13 protein-coding genes are annotated in these 15,388 nt (G+C 60.6%); 5 read left to right on the top strand and 8 right to left on the bottom strand.

The genetic code is table 11. From position 1 onward, the window contains the following. Positions 1-56 precede the first annotated feature (56 nt). From LOY68_RS13685 to LOY68_RS13675, 3 genes are read left to right on the top strand one after another with little or no spacing between them, the layout of a single operon-like run. Entirely contained in the window at positions 57-1,301 is a 1,245-nt protein-coding gene (locus tag LOY68_RS13685; RefSeq protein WP_265045153.1) for an exonuclease SbcCD subunit D C-terminal domain-containing protein, read from the top strand. Continuing rightward, positions 1,298-4,939, top strand: a complete 3,642-nt coding sequence (locus LOY68_RS13680; RefSeq protein ID WP_265045151.1) for an AAA family ATPase — start codon at positions 1,298-1,300, stop codon at positions 4,937-4,939. The genes LOY68_RS13685 and LOY68_RS13680 overlap by 4 nt, the downstream gene beginning before the upstream one ends. Beyond that, the gene (locus tag LOY68_RS13675; protein WP_265045149.1) at positions 4,936-5,532 is read left to right on the top strand and encodes a glutathione S-transferase; all 597 of its coding nucleotides are present in this window, start codon (positions 4,936-4,938) and stop codon (positions 5,530-5,532) included. Before LOY68_RS13680 ends, LOY68_RS13675 begins: the two co-directional genes overlap by 4 nt. Positions 5,533-5,656: 124 nt before the next feature. Here the strand turns inward: LOY68_RS13675 and LOY68_RS13670 are convergent, their stop codons facing one another. From LOY68_RS13670 to LOY68_RS13635, 8 genes are all read right to left on the bottom strand, one after another. Further along, entirely contained in the window at positions 5,657-5,914 is a 258-nt protein-coding gene (locus tag LOY68_RS13670) for a hypothetical protein (RefSeq protein ID WP_054047593.1), read from the bottom strand. Beyond that, positions 5,911-6,123, bottom strand: a complete 213-nt coding sequence (locus LOY68_RS13665) for a hypothetical protein (RefSeq protein WP_054047591.1) — start codon at positions 6,121-6,123, stop codon at positions 5,911-5,913. Before LOY68_RS13665 ends, LOY68_RS13670 begins: the two co-directional genes overlap by 4 nt. 253 nt (positions 6,124-6,376) lie before the next feature. Beyond that, a complete protein-coding gene (locus LOY68_RS13660) occupies positions 6,377-6,556 on the bottom strand; it encodes a hypothetical protein (RefSeq protein WP_054047590.1) in 180 nt (59 codons plus the stop codon). 167 nt (positions 6,557-6,723) lie between these two features. Continuing rightward, complete coding sequence (locus tag LOY68_RS13655; protein WP_265045146.1) at positions 6,724-7,899, bottom strand: lactonase family protein; 1,176 nt, start codon at positions 7,897-7,899, stop codon at positions 6,724-6,726. Next, positions 7,886-8,182: a DUF5629 family protein gene (locus tag LOY68_RS13650; RefSeq protein ID WP_054047586.1), complete on the bottom strand. Its 297-nt coding sequence runs from the start codon at positions 8,180-8,182 to the stop codon at positions 7,886-7,888. Before LOY68_RS13650 ends, LOY68_RS13655 begins: the two co-directional genes overlap by 14 nt. 151 nt (positions 8,183-8,333) lie before the next feature. Continuing rightward, positions 8,334-9,914, bottom strand: a complete 1,581-nt coding sequence (locus LOY68_RS13645) for an aldehyde dehydrogenase (NADP(+)) (protein ID WP_265045144.1) — start codon at positions 9,912-9,914, stop codon at positions 8,334-8,336. Between the two features lie 10 nt (positions 9,915-9,924). Continuing rightward, a complete protein-coding gene (gene araD1 / locus LOY68_RS13640) occupies positions 9,925-10,917 on the bottom strand; it encodes an AraD1 family protein (protein ID WP_265045143.1) in 993 nt (330 codons plus the stop codon). Positions 10,918-11,066: 149 nt separating this feature from the next. Further along, on the bottom strand, positions 11,067-12,389 hold the full coding sequence (locus LOY68_RS13635; protein ID WP_163909775.1) for an MFS transporter: 1,323 nt from the start codon (positions 12,387-12,389) through the stop codon (positions 11,067-11,069). Between the two features lie 195 nt (positions 12,390-12,584). Between LOY68_RS13635 and LOY68_RS13630 the strand changes: the two genes are divergently transcribed. Together LOY68_RS13630 and LOY68_RS13625 are read left to right on the top strand one after the other, a co-directional pair. After that, positions 12,585-14,321, top strand: coding sequence for an IlvD/Edd family dehydratase (locus LOY68_RS13630; protein WP_265045141.1), 1,737 nt, complete (start codon positions 12,585-12,587; stop codon positions 14,319-14,321). Positions 14,322-14,509: 188 nt separating this feature from the next. Further along, positions 14,510-15,229: a FadR/GntR family transcriptional regulator gene (locus LOY68_RS13625; RefSeq protein ID WP_265045139.1), complete on the top strand. Its 720-nt coding sequence runs from the start codon at positions 14,510-14,512 to the stop codon at positions 15,227-15,229. Positions 15,230-15,388 lie beyond the last annotated feature (159 nt).

The raw sequence follows: 15,388 nt of genomic DNA, 5'->3' as shown, positions 1-15,388 counted from the left end.
TTATAGCCGCGCTCATCTCCCACGCGGCAATCACCTTATTTCCTACGGAGTTCGCCTTGCGTCTGTTCCACACCTCCGACTGGCACCTTGGGCAGAACCTGCACGGCCAGGACCGCGATTTCGAGCACGGTTGTTTCCTTGAGTGGCTGTTGAGCCAGCTGAAACTGGACCAGCCCGACGTGCTGCTGATCGCCGGCGATATCTTCGACACGGTCAATCCGCCGGTCAAAGCCCAGGAACGTCTCTACGACTTCATCGTCAGCGCCCACGAGCAGCAGCCGTTGCTGACCATCGTGATGATCGCCGGCAACCACGATTCCGGCTCGCGGATCGAACTGCCGGCGCCGTTGATGCGGCGTCTGCGCACCCACGCGCTCGGTCGGGTGCTGTGGCTCGATGACGGTCAACTCGACTCCGAACGCCTGTTGCTCCCACTGCCCGATGCCAGCGGCGAGATTGCCGGTTGGTGCCTGGCGCTGCCGTTCCTGCGCCCTGCGGAGGTGACCGGCGCGCAGTTGGGCGACAACTATTTGCGCGGTATCGGCCAGGTGCATGAATGGCTGATCGAAGCGGCCAACGCCAAGCGCAAGCCGGGCCAGGCACTGATCGCCATCAGCCATGCGCACATGGCCGGCGGTTCGGTGTCGGAAGATTCCGAGCGCAGCCTGATCATCGGCAACGCCGAAGCCCTGCCCGCCAGCCTGTTCGGGCCGAGCATCAGCTACGTGGCCCTCGGTCATTTGCACAAGCCGCAGAAGGTCAACGGTGAAGAACGCATCCGCTACAGCGGCTCGCCGATTCCGTTGTCGTTCTCCGAGATCAACTATCAGCATCAGATTCTCGACGTCACCCTCGATGGCGAAACCCTGGTCAGCGTCGAACCGAAACTGATCCCGCGCGCGGTCAACCTGCAACGCATCGGCCCCGCCCCGCTGGCCGAGATCCTGCTGCAACTGGCGGATCTGCCGAACACCGATTTGCTGGAAGATCTGCAACGCCAGCCGTGGCTGGAAGTCAGGGTGCGCCTCGACGAACCGCAACCGGACCTACGTTATCAAGTGGAAACCGCGCTGCAAGGTAAAGCCGTACGGCTGGTGCGAATCGCCGCCGAGTACGCCGGTAACGGCAGCAAAGACGGGGCCGACGACGGCGCGACCTTGATCGAACTGGATCAGCTCTCGCCCCAGGAATTGTTCAGCCGCGCCTGGCAGGACAGCTATGGCAGCGAGGTTGATGAGCAAACCCTCAAGGACTTTGCCGAGCTGTTGCAAGACGTGCAGATGGAGAGCGAACAGCCATGAAAATCCTCGCGATCCGCCTGAAAAACCTCGCGTCCCTGGCCGGGCCGTTTGAAATCGACTTCACCGCCGAGCCGTTGGCCAGCGCTGGTTTGTTCGCAATCACCGGGCCGACCGGCGCCGGTAAAAGCACTTTGCTCGATGCCTTGTGCCTGGCCCTGTTCGGCGCCGTACCACGTCTGAACAACACCGGCCGCGACGCCAAAGTCCCGGATGCGGACGGCGAAATCGGCACCGGCGACCCGCGCACCTTGCTGCGTCGTGGCACCGGCGAAGGTTATGCCGAAGTGGATTTTGTCGGCATCGACGGGCGCCGCTACCGCGCGCGCTGGGAGGCTAATCGCGCCCGGGAAAAGGCCGGCGGCAAGTTGCAAGCCAGTCGTCAGAGCCTGCGCGATATCGATCAGGATCAATTGCTGGCCAGTCAGAAAGGCGAGTACAAAGCGCAGCTTGAAGCCGCGCTGGGCCTGAACTTCGAACAGTTCACCCGCGCCGTGCTGCTGGCCCAGAGTGAGTTCAGCGCGTTCCTCAAGGCTGACGACAACGACCGCAGCGAGTTGCTGGAAAAACTCACCGACACTGCGCTCTATACGCGCCTCGGTCGTCGCGCGTACGACAAGACCAGAGAGGCCCGCGAAGCCCACAAGTTGCTGCAGGATCAGGCCACCGGCGTCACGCCGCTGTCCCCCGAAGCCCGCGCCGAACTGGATGAGCGTTTCAACCAAGCCCAGCAGCAACTCAAGACCCAGCAAGCGCAGCTCAAGCAGCTTGAAGAGCAACACACGTGGCTGAAGAACCTGCGCCAATTGCAGGACGAACAACAAAGCGCCACCGAGCAACTGCAATCCGCCCAGCAGCACTCGGAAAGCCTGGCCGGTGAACGCCTGAAGTTGACGCGCCTGGAGCAACTGGCGCCGCAGCGGCACCAATTTGCGCGCAAGACCGAGCTCACCGCCCAGCTCACACCGCTGGCTGCGCAGATTCAGCAGCACACGCAACAGCAACAAGAACTGTCCGAGCGTCAGGCGCAACTCGAACAGAGCCTGAGCAGCGCCCACACCGCGTTGATCGAGGCGCAAAACCAGCACAGCGCCGGAGCACCGTTGCTGCGTCAGGCGTTTGAAGAGCAAAGCACCCTCGCCCGTTTGGCCAAGGACGCCAGTCTCAGCGCCGACGCCAAGCAGCATGCGGAACTGGCCAGCACCCAAGGCCAAAGTACGATTCAAGGTTTGCTCGACCAGCAAAAACAGGTCGCCGAACGTTTGCAGCGCATCGCCGGGGAGCTTGAACAAAGCGCCCATCTGGCGCCGCTGAGCGATGCCTGGAACGCCTACCGTGATCGCCTGCAACAGCTGATGCTGATCGGCAATCGTCTGAACAAAGGCCAGGATGAGCTGACCGATCTGCAACAACGCGCCGCCCGCGCTGCTGAAGAACTGACCGCGCAAAAGCAGAATCTGGAAGTCCTGTACAAAGAGGCCGGCGCCGAGCCCGAAGCCGTGGCCGAGCAGATTCAGTTGCTGAGCACGTTGTTGCAGGACAACCGCAAGCAACTGCGCGCCTTCGAAGAACTGACGCGCCTGTGGGCCAGTCAGCAGGAACTGGACAAGCGCGGCGCCGAGCTTCAACAACGTCAACTGGCCGCCCAACAGGAACGTGAACGCCTGACCCAGGACGGCGTAAAAACCAAGGCCGAACTGACCGTCGCCGAACAGACCCTGACCGTCACCCGGGACCTGCTGGAACGCCAGCGCCTGGCACGCAGTGAAAGCGTCGAAGAACTGCGCGGGCAATTGCAGGATGATCAACCGTGCCCGGTTTGTGGCAGTCCGGATCATCCTTATCATCAGCCCGAAGCCTTGCTGCAAAGCCTCGGTCGGCACGATGAAAGCGAACTGACCAACGCGCAGAAAGCCGTAGATCTATTGAAGGAAAAACTCACCGATCTGCGCGCCGAAGTCGGCGGCTTGATCGCGCAGCAAAAGGAACTGCTGCAACAGCAGGAACACCTCGCCACGCAACAACAAAGCCTGACGCCGAGCCTCGAAGCGCATCCGTTGTCCGCGCAGTTGCTGAACCAGGATGCCGCCAAGCGTGATGCCTGGCTGGCGCAGCAAAACAGCCAGTTGAACCAGAGCATCACCCAGGACGAACAACGCCAGACCGCCCTGCTCACCCTGCAACAGGACGCCGCGAGACTGGCCCAGCAACTGCGCAGCGCCGAAACCGCGAGCCAGCAAGCGACCCAGCACCTGAGCACTCAGCAGCAAGCCTTGAGCAGTGATCGCCAGCGTCTGGACGAAGAACTCGCGGCGTTCAGCTCGCTGCTTCCGGCCGAGACGCTGGAAGCCTTGCGCACCGAGCCGGCCGCGACGTTCATGCAGCTCGACCGACAGATCGCCCAGCGCCTTGAACAACTCGACCAGCAGCGCGACGAACTCGGCGAACAGCAGCAACGTCAGCAGACGCTGGAGAAAGAGCAGGATCGTCAACTGACCCGCGTCCAACAGCTGGAAACGGCGCAACAGCAGTTCACGGTGCTGGCCGAGCAGCAACAGGCTTGCCAGCAGAAACTCGCGCAATTGCTGGGTGATCACACCAGCGCCGAGCAGTGGCAGCAGCAACTCGATCAAGCGGTCGAACAGGCGCGGCATGCCGAAGCGACGGCCAACCAGGAACTGCAAACCGTGCGCACGGGGCTGGTGCAACTGGCCGCAGAACTCAAGGCCCAGCAACAACGTTCAGAGGCGCTGGAGCATGAAGATCGCGAGTTGAGCGGCAAGATTGCCGATTGGCGTGCGCGGCATCCGGAGCTGGATGACGGTGGGCTGGAAGCGTTGCTGAGCGTTGACGATCAACAGGTCAGCGACCTGCGCCAACAATTGCAGCACAGCGAAAAAGCCATCGAACAGGCCAAGGTGTTGTTGCAGGAGCGCGATCAGCGTTTGCTCAATCATCAGGCCCAGCACAACGGAAATCTCGATGCCGAACAACTGGCCACTGCACTGACAGAATTGCAAAACCTGTTTGCCGCCAGCGAACACCGCTGCGCCGAACTGCGCGCCGAACAGGCCGAGGATCAACGGCGGCAGAACGCCAATCAGGCCCTGGCGCAACAGATCGCCGATGCGTACACCGAGTACCAGCGCTGGGCACGTTTGAACGCATTGATCGGCTCGGCCACTGGTGACACTTTCCGTAAGATCGCCCAGGCCTACAACCTCGACTTGCTGGTGCATCACGCCAACGTGCAGTTGCGCCAGTTGGTGCGTCGTTATCGCCTGAAACGCGGCGGCAGCATGCTCGGCTTATTGGTGATGGACACGGAGATGGGCGACGAACTGCGCTCGGTGCATTCGTTGTCTGGCGGCGAGACGTTCCTGGTGTCGCTGGCCTTGGCCCTCGGCTTGGCATCGATGGCGTCGAGCACGTTGAAGATCGAATCGCTGTTTATCGACGAAGGCTTCGGCAGTCTCGATCCGGAATCCCTGCAACTGGCCATGGACGCCCTCGATGGCTTGCAGGCGCAGGGCCGCAAGGTCGCGGTGATTTCCCACGTGCAGGAAATGCATGAGCGGATTCCGGTGCAAATTCAGGTGCGCCGCCAGGGCAATGGCCTGAGTACGCTGGAGGTGAAATGACTACGCTCTACTCCTTCCGCCGCTGCCCCTACGCCATGCGTGCGCGCATGGCGCTGCGTTATTCAGAGGTTGAAGTGCAGATTGTCGAAGTCAGCCTCAAGGCCAAGCCAGCCGAAATGCTCGCGCTGTCGAGCAAGGGCACGGTGCCGGTACTGGAGGTTGAGGGTCGGGTGATTGATGAAAGCCTGGCGATCATGCGCTGGGCCCTGGCGCAGCACGATCCTGAGGATTGGTTGCTCAAGGACGATCCTGCCGCGCAGCAACGTATCGCTGAGCTGATCGAAGAAAACGATCAGGTGTTCAAGGTGCATCTGAATCTCTACAAATACGCCGAGCGTTATCCCGAGCAGCCGATGGAACATTATCGGGCCGAGGGTGAGGTGTTTTTGTGCAAGCTGGAGGCGCTGCTGGCGCAGCGTGATTATTTGCTCGCCGGGCACCTGAGCCTGGCGGACGTGGCATTGATGCCGTTCGTGCGGCAGTTTGCGCATGTGGATCGGGAGTGGTTTGGGCAGACGCCGTATGCGCGGTTGCAGGTGTGGTTGCAGCGGTTGCTGGAGTCCGACCTGTTCACCTCAATCATGAAGAAATAACCCCGCCCTCCCGCATATCTGTAGGAGCGATGCTTGCTCGCGAAAGCGGTGTAACAGTCGACATCAATGTTGAATGTTAGGACGCCTTCGCGAGCAAGCTTCGCTCCTACGGGGTTCGGCGTTTTTACGCCAATACCGAGCACATCCCAAGCGCCGAGCAATCTACCTGGAACGGTCCGAGGAACCCGGCCCGGACCTTCGATGGTGGATTACCCGCCAACAACCCCAATGCCTTGGCCGTCTGAATGTTATGGGCGATGTTGTGGTTGCATTCGATGGCGCGGGCCACCGAGCCCGCCGAGCCCTGCCCGATCCCCAACAGTGAAGCGCCATTGGTCATGAACGCCAAAAAGGCGATGACCCAGAGTCTGTGTCCTTTCATGCTCCGACCGCTCCCAACAAATCCTCGTGATCAGCCACGACGCTTTGCGCGCGGTGTTCGAATTGGATAGCGGGATAAGCGACCTGAATCGGCGCTTGAATGTCGTGTTGCGATTGAGCCGAAAGGCTCACCACGAGCACCATGGCCACGTAGATTCCGATGGCCAGGTAGGCGCCGTGTTTGGCAGAAGTGAGGATTGCGCTGGCCATGGTGTTCTCCGTGGGCATGTTTCAGTGCCTACAGGATCGATCAAAAAAACCGAAGCAACCACTCAGCGTTTTCCATAGTGACCATCAACTTGGTTGATCATTAAACCCGTCTATGCCGACGCTTGATAAAACCTATGAACCCGAGAAACACACACGCAAAGGAGCTGCCGAAGGCTGAGATCTTTTGCTCTTGATAAGTCAAAAGATCGCAGCCTTCGGCAGCTCCTGCGGGGAGCGACAATGTTCGAAGATTTCAGGCTTGGGTTTTGTGATCCAGCGCGGCGTAGAAGTTGGCGCTTTGTTGCAGGTATTTCTGGGTGTAGCTCTGGGTGTGGGATTTTTTGCTGTTGATTTCAACGTTGGCGCTGGCTGGCAGGGCAACGGTGGCAGAGATGGCGGATGCGGCGATGATGGAGAAGATATTGAAGTTCATGGCGGTGTTCCTCGGAGTCAGTTGGCTTGCTTGCCCGGTTGGGCCGTGGAGCAAACTTAACGTCCGAGGTCCGCGCCTTGAAATGCTTTGTAGCATTAGCGGATATCAGTCTGATTAATACAAGGTCGCAGGCCTTATCAACCGGGGCCTGCGGCCTATTGCCGCACCTATTGACGCACTAGAAACTTGAGGTCACTCGGGGCATCCATCGGCAATTTCTGCATGGTTTTGCCCAACAGGCCGGTCTTGGCATCGCGCTCGACGACGACAATCTCGTTGCTTTTCTGGTTGGCGATCAACAGGAACTTGCCACTCGGGTCGAGGCTGAATTCGCGCGGGTGATCACCTTCGACGGAACGTCGCTGGACTTCCTTGAGCTGAGCGGTGGCCGGGTCGATGGCGAATACCAGCAGTTGATTGGCGGTGCCACGATTGCTGACGTAGAGGAACTTGCCATCAGCCGAGGCGTGAAGCGCTGCGCCGGCCTTGTCGGAGGTGGGCTGCCCCGCCGCCAGATCGACCATTTGCGTTTGCTTGAGCGTGCCGTCCTGGTAGTCGAACACCGCGACCTGCGCGCTCATTTCCATGGTCAGCCAGGCGTGTTTGCCATCGGCACTGAACAGCAAATGACGCGGTCCACTGCCGGCTGGCAATTGCACCGAGGCCGGGGTGGCCGGCGTCAATGGCAACAGCGGGTTGGCCTTGGGATTGAAGCGATAGACAAAGATCTTGTCTGCGCCCAGGTCATTGGAGAACACGTACTTGCCATCCGGCGAGGAGATCGTCGAATGCACGTGCGCCGAGGCTTGCCGCTCCGGGTTGACCCGGCTCGACGGGTGGCTGCTCATCTGCACCACGGACTTTAGCTTGCCGTCAGTGCCCACCGGCAAAACCGCGAGGGTGCCGCCCGGATTTTCGACTACTGAGTAGTTGCTGACGAACAAGTGGCTGCCGTCGACGCTGAGGCTCGAATGGGTCGGTTCGTTGCCCAGGCTCTGGACCTGACTGATCAGGCTCAGCTCATGGGTCTTGGGGTTGATCGCATAGCTGCTGACCTTGCCCACCGGATCGGTTTGGCCCGGACCGTTTTCGTTGACCACGAACAGGTGCTGCTGGTCTTTGGAGATCGTCAGCCAGGACGGGTTTTCGCTCTTGACCACTTGCAGTGGCTTGGCGGCGATCTGCCCGGTGGCGCTGTCGAAGTTCAGGCGATAAATGCCCTGGCTCTGACCTGCGGTGTAGGAACCGACCAACAGTTGATAATCGTCGACGGTCGCCGCCTGAACGCCCATGGCGCCGACGCTGCCGGCCATCAACAGTGGCCAGAAATTACGCATCTTCATGCTCTTCTTCCTCGTCGTCATGCCCGCCAATCGCGGCCATGCACACCAGCCGGTGCTCGCCGGAATCACCGGTAATGAGCCAGCTCTGCAGGGTTGGATCGAAAGTCGCTGCCTGGATCTGGGCCATGCTGAACGCCCAACGCTTGGCCGCACGGCCGTCCATGCATTCGATGTGCAGGTTGTCGTCTTCATCGAGAGAGAAATCGAAGGCGTGCAAGCCATCGATTTCCAGCATGTCGCAATTTTCGAGGGCGTTGAGCAAAGTGTCGGTAACGGCAGTCATGGCAATCAATCATTCAATTGGAAAGTCGCAATGATAGCCGCTCTTCCCTGTAGGAGCTGCCGAAGGCTGCGATCTTTTGATCTTGACCTTAAAAATCAAAGTCAAAAGATCGCAGCCTTCAGCAGCTCCCACAGGGGATTGTGTTTACGCTTTAGAGCGCATCACGCGATGGCTTGCCGTCCACCAACCGCTGGATCCGCAGCGGGTTGCCGTTTTTCAGCGGCTCCGGCAGCAAGCTGTCGGGGTAGTTCTGGAAGCACACCGGGCGCAGGAAGCGGTCGATGGCCAGGGTGCCCACTGAGGTGCCGCGCGCATCGGAAGTTGCCGGGTACGGACCGCCGTGGACCATCGAATCACAGACTTCCACGCCAGTCGGATAACCATTAAGCAAGATTCGCCCGACCTTCTGTTCCAGCAACGCGGTCAGCTCGCCGAACTGTTCGAAGTCCGCTGGCTCGCCAATGATCGTCGCCGTCAGTTGCCCGTGCAGGCCATTCAACGCCGCGCTGAGTTGCGCCTGATCCGCCACTTCAACAAACACCGTGGTAGGGCCAAACACTTCTTCCTGCAACACTTCATCGCCATTGATCAACAGGCTGACATCGGCCTTGAACAACTGCGGCTGCGCCTGATTGCCCTGCTGCGCGCTGCCCGCCAGATGCTCGATCCCAGAATGCGCCAGCAGCTTCTGCAAGCCTTTGCCATAGCTGCTCAACGTCCCGGCATTGAGCATGGTTTGCGCCGGTTGATCAGCGATCAACGCCGCGACCTGCTGCACGAACGCACTGAACTGCGGCGAACGAATGCCGATCACCAGTCCTGGATTAGTACAGAACTGACCACAGCCCTGCACCACCGACGCCGTCAGGTCACGGGCAACGGTTTCCGCCCGAGTTGCCAACGCCTGCGGCAACACGATCACCGGGTTGATGCTCGACATCTCGGCGAACACCGGAATCGGATGCGCACGCGCGGCGGCCATGTCACACAAGGCACGACCGCCCTTGAGCGAACCGGTGAAGCCAACGGCCTGGATCGCCGGGTGCTTGACCAGCGCTTCGCCGACCCCGCCGCCGTAGATCATGTTGAACACACCGGCCGGCATCGCGGTTTTTTCTGCGGCGCGAATGATCGCATCGGCTACCAGTTCAGCGGTGGCCATGTGGCCGCTGTGCGCCTTGAACACCACCGGGCAACCGGCGGCCAGCGCAGAAGCGGTATCGCCACCAGCCGTGGAAAACGCCAACGGAAAGTTGCTCGCGCCGAACACGGCAACCGGGCCGAGGCCGATGCGGTACTGACGCAAATCCGGGCGTGGCAACGGTTGGCGCTCAGGCAGGGCCTGATCGATGCGCGCACCGTAGAAATCACCACGACGCAGGACCTTGGCGAACAACCGCATCTGGCCGCTGGTGCGACCACGTTCGCCCTGAATACGTCCGGCCGGCAATGCAGTTTCGCGGCAAACCACGGCAACGAAGTCTTCGCCTAGCGCGTCCAACTCATCAGCAATGGTGTCGAGAAACTGCGCGCGACGCTCGGCACTCAGGCTGCGATAGGCCGGGTAAGCGCTGGCGGCAGCCTTGGCGGCGGCATCGACTTCTTCCGGGGTGGCTTGATAGAAATCGTGGGGCAAGGCCTCGCCAGTACTGGCGTCGGCGCTTTGCAATTTAAGGCTGCCGGCCGCACTGCGCTGGCCGCCGATGTAGTTGTGACCAAGAATCTGGGTCATGCAAATCTCCTTAAAGGGTGCCGACGGTGCCGGGTTCGAATGCCGCTGTTACCGGCGCAATACCGTTGATCAACGGCGCGCCGAATTCAGCCTGGCTGATTTCGAACACATCACCCGGTTGGGTGCGGATGCCATCGGCGAAGGACAGGGTCGCGGTGCCGAAGAAGTGAATGTGCACGTCCCCCGGACGCAGGAACTGGCTGTACTTGAAATGGTGGTACTCGAGGTTCGCCAGGCTGTGGCACATATTCGCCTCGCCGCTGAGGAACTCGTTCTGCCACAGCACCTCGCCATCACGCAGGATGCGACTGGTGCCTGCCAAGTGTTGGGGTAGCTCACCGACGCGAAGTTCCGGGCCATAACTGCAACTGCGCAATTTAGAGTGAGCGAGGTAGAGGTAATTCTTGCGTTCCATTACGTGATCGGAGAACTCGTTGCCCACCGCATAACCGAGGCGATACGGCGTGCCGTCGTGGCCGATGACGTAGAGCCCGCTGAGCTCCGGCTCTTCTCCGGCGTCTTCGGCAAACGGTGGCAGCGGGAATGGCTGGCCCGGACGCACGACAATACTGCCGTCGCCCTTGTAGAACCATTCCGGTTGCACACCGGCCTGGCCCGCCGCCGGTTTGCCGCCCTCCACGCCCCACTTGAAGATGCGCATGGTGTCGGTCATTGCCGCTTCATCGCCGACTTGCTGGTGCATTTTGTCCCGGGCCGAGGCGCTGCCCAAATGCGTCAGGCCAGTGCCACTGACCAGCATGTGCGCCGGGTCCGGGTGATCCAGCGGCGGCAGGATGCGCAGGTGAGTCAGCAGTTCCGCGTAATCGTGGCTGATGCCCAGGCCGAGGTTTTGCACCTGTTGCTCAAGATTGACGCCGGCCTCGATGGCCGCCAGGGCCAGATCCCGGACCGTGCGCGCGTCCTGCACTTCACGCACCAGACCGCCCTCGACCACGCCAACCCGGCGCTCGCCGTTAATCAATTCGAACTGAACTAAACGCATGATTTTCTCCTGTAACCATCTTGAAGTCGGCATTGCACCCTGTGGGAGCGGGCTTGCTCGCGAAGAGGCCTTCACATCCAACATCTATGTTGGCTGACACTCCGCTTTCGCGAGCAAGCCCGCTCCCATAGGGGGATTTGTGTAATGTTTCAGGTGCGCGTTGCACCTCGGGCACTGGCGGCAAATTGATCGGCCGGCAATACATGCTTGCGCTCCAGCAACCGATAAACCACACCGGTCAGCACCAGCCCAAACACCATCACCCCGGACAGGAAGTACAACCCCGACGCCAGGTTGCCGGTGTATTCCTTCAACGCACCAATCACGAACGGCCCGATATAGCCGCCGAGGTTGCCCACCGAGTTGATCAACGCAATCCCCGCTGCCGCACTGGCGCCGGCAAAGAAGCGTCCCGGCAAGGTCCAGAACACCGCCGTACAGGAAAACAGCGCAAACGCCACCAGGCACAACGCCGCCAATTGCAGCACCGGCAGCGTCAGCCAGGCGCTGAGGAACAGGCCGATGGCGCCCAGCACATAGAGCACCGCCAAATGGCCGTAGCGATCATTCAAGCGGTCGGAACTGCGCGGCACGATCAGCAAACCGATGATCCCGAAGATGTACGGCACCGAAGACACGAAACCGGTCACCAGATCGGTGCCGCCGAACTGTTTGATCAAGGTCGGCAACCACAAGCCCAAACCATAGATGCTCAACGTTACCGGTAGATAGAACAGCGCCAGCAGCAGGACCCTTTTGTCCTTCAGCGCATGCAACGGGTTGCCGTGGCGGGTCTGGCCATATTCTTCGAGGTCTTTTTTCAGCTCGCCGGTCAGCCAGTCCTTCTCGGCCTGGTCCATCCATTTCACTTGTTGTGGACCGTCGGGCAACCAGCGCAGCACCGGCCAGGTCAGCAGGATCGCCGGGGTGCCGATGACGATGAATAGCCACTGCCAGCCATGCAGGCCGAGGGTGCCGTCCATGCCGAGCAAACCGCCGGACACCGGGCCGGTGATCATCATTGCGATCGGTTGCGAAAGGATGAACAGCCCAAGGATCTTGCCGCGATGGCGCACCGGGAACCATTGGGTGATGTAGTACAGAACGCCCGGGAAGAACCCGGCTTCAGCGGCGCCGAGCAGGAAGCGCATCACATAGAAGCTGTGCGGGCCCTGGACGAAGGCCATCCCGATGGTGATCGCGCCCCAGGTGATCATGATCCGCGCAAACCAGCGGCGGGCGCCGAAGCGTTCGAGCATCAGGTTGCTGGGGATCTCCAGCAGGAAGTAGCCAATGAAGAACAGCCCGGCACCGAGGCCGTAGGCCGCATCACCGATACCGATGTCCGCACCCATGTGCAGCTTGGCGAAGCCGACCGCGGAGCGATCCACATAGGCGATCAGGTACAGCAGGATCAGGAAGGGAATCAGTTTCAACGTGATGCGACGAATAAGCCGCAATTCCTGGCTCATGAGATCGGTCTCCGATTGTTGTTGTTATAGAACCTCGGGGGACGCCTCTCGCGGAAAACCGCCAGGGCCAATCCCTCCGTTGAACGCGACTATATAGTAATACTATTTAAGCTAGCAACACTTCCAAATCCGCAGAATTGCGCTTATGTTAAGCATCAGCTCGAACAATATAGTCATACAATAAGAGAATCGATCATGTCTGATAAGAAACCCACCCTGCGCTCCGCCCAATGGTTTGGCACGGCCGACAAGAACGGCTTCATGTACCGCAGCTGGATGAAGAATCAGGGCATCGCCGACCACCAGTTCCACGGCAAACCGATCATCGGTATCTGCAACACCTGGTCGGAACTGACCCCGTGCAACGCGCATTTCCGTCAGATTGCCGAGCACGTCAAACGCGGTGTGATCGAGGCCGGTGGCTTCCCGGTGGAATTCCCGGTGTTCTCCAATGGCGAATCGAACCTGCGCCCCACCGCCATGCTCACTCGCAACCTGGCGAGCATGGACGTTGAAGAAGCGATTCGCGGCAACCCGATTGACGGCGTGGTGCTGCTGACCGGTTGCGACAAAACCACCCCGGCACTGTTGATGGGCGCGGCCAGTTGCGACGTGCCGGCCATCGTCGTCACCGGTGGACCGATGCTCAACGGCAAGCACAAGGGCCAGGACATCGGCTCGGGCACCGTGGTCTGGCAGCTCAGCGAGCAAGTGAAAGCAGGCACGATCACCATCGACGATTTCCTCGCGGCCGAGGGCGGCATGTCCCGCTCGGCTGGCACCTGTAACACCATGGGCACCGCATCGACCATGGCCTGCATGGCCGAAGCACTGGGCACTTCCCTGCCCCACAACGCGGCAATTCCGGCGGTGGACGCGCGGCGTTATGTACTGGCGCACATGTCCGGCATGCGTGCGGTGGAGATGGTTCGCGAAGATTTACGGCTGTCGAAGATCCTCACTAAAGAAGCCTTTGAAAATGCCATCCGGGTGAACGCGGCGATTGGCGGTTCGACCAACGCAGTTATTCACCTGAAAGCCATCGCCGGGCGCATCGGCGTCGAACTGGATCTGGATGACTGGACCCGCATCGGTCGCGGCATGCCGACCATCGTCGACCTGCAACCGTCCGGGCGTTTCCTGATGGAAGAGTTCTACTACGCCGGTGGTCTGCCCGCAGTATTGCGTCGCCTCGGCGAAGCCAATCTGATTCCGCATCCGAACGCTTTGACCGTCAACGGCAAGAGCCTCGGCGAGAACACCAAGGACGCGCCGATCTACGGCCAGGACGAAGTGATCCGCACCCTCGACAACCCGATCCGCGCCGATGGCGGCATCTGCGTGCTGCGCGGCAATCTGGCGCCACTCGGTGCGGTGCTGAAACCATCCGCCGCCAGCGCCGAACTGATGCAGCACCGCGGGCGTGCGGTGGTGTTCGAAAACTTCGACATGTACAAGGCTCGGATCAACGACCCTGAACTGGACGTGGACGCCAACTCGATTCTGGTGATGAAAAACTGCGGGCCGAAGGGTTATCCGGGCATGGCTGAAGTCGGCAATATGGGTTTGCCAGCCAAGCTGCTGGCCCAGGGCGTGACTGACATGGTGCGGATTTCCGATGCGCGCATGAGCGGCACCGCGTATGGCACGGTGGTCTTGCACGTTGCGCCGGAAGCCGCAGCCGGCGGGCCTTTGGCGGTGGTGCAGGAAGGTGACTTCATTGAGCTTGATTGCGCCAGCGGGCGTCTGCACCTGGACATTCCGGACGCCGAACTGGCGGCGCGAATGGCTGATCTGGAACCGCCGAAGCAACTGATCGTGGGCGGCTATCGTCAGCTGTATATCGATCATGTCCTGCAAGCGGATCAAGGCTGCGACTTTGACTTCCTGGTCGGCTGCCGAGGCTCCGAAGTACCGCGCCATTCCCACTAACCCCGCACATCCCCCTGTGGGAGCGAGCCTGCTCGCGAAAGCGGACTGACATTCACCAGAGATGGTGAATGTTAAATCGCCTTCGCGAGCAGGCTCGCTCCCACATATGATCTATGCCCGCCTCAAGATTGTGTCCACGCCTGCTATCATGCGCCACACCCCCATCGCCCAGGATTGCTTCGTTCCCCATGGATTACCGCAAACCCTCCGACCGCAAAAGCATGCACTCGCGCATCGTCCAGGAATTGGGCATGCAGATCGTCTCCGGACGCTTCAAGCCCGACGACAAACTGCCCGCCGAAGCCCTGTTGTGCGAAGAGTACGCGGTCAGTCGGCCGGTGTTGCGCGAAGCCACGCGCGTACTGGTTGCCAAGGGCCTGGTGTATTCCCGTCCGCGGGTCGGCACGGTGGTCAAGGCGCGCAAGGAATGGCACATGCTCGACCCGGACGTGTTGCATTGGTTGATGCAAAGCAGTCCGCAGAATGAGTTCTTCGGCCTGCTGACCAGCGTGCGCAGCATCATCGAACCGGCCGCCGCCGCCCTCGCCGCGCAGTACGCCACCGACGCCGACATCGCCTCCATCGGCGAAGCCTACCAACGGATGGAAGCCGCGCCGACCCCGGAAGCGCTGCTGCAACCGGACCTGGACTTTCACAGCCGCATCGCCGACGCGACCCACAACGACTTGCTGGCCAACCTGTGCAACATGCTCGCGGTGGCGATTGCCGAGGCGTTGAAGCATTCCAACCAGCGACCGAACCTGCACGAACTGGCACTGCCACGGCACAAGGCGATCCTCACCGCTATCGAGAATCGCGATGCTCTGGGCGCCCGGCATGCAACGCTGGTGCAACTGGATGATGCGCGCAGTGCGCTGAACGTAGTGCTGGGCGCTGACTTGCCGTAGAGCAAAATCAAAAGATCGCAGCCTTCGGCAGCTCCTACTTTGGAATGTGATCCCTGTAGGAGCTGCCGAAGGCTGCGATCTTTTGATCTTATAAATTCTAAAAGCCGCAACCCTCAGGTCGCGGCTTTTTTGTTTCTGCGCGCGCCCTATCCCATTCCA

The sequence above is a fragment of the Pseudomonas sp. B21-053 genome (assembly GCF_026016365.1).
GTDB classification, from domain to species: domain Bacteria; phylum Pseudomonadota; class Gammaproteobacteria; order Pseudomonadales; family Pseudomonadaceae; genus Aquipseudomonas; species Aquipseudomonas nunensis.
Note: the sequence above shows the minus strand (reverse complement) of the source record. Positions and strands in the feature narration are given on the sequence as shown.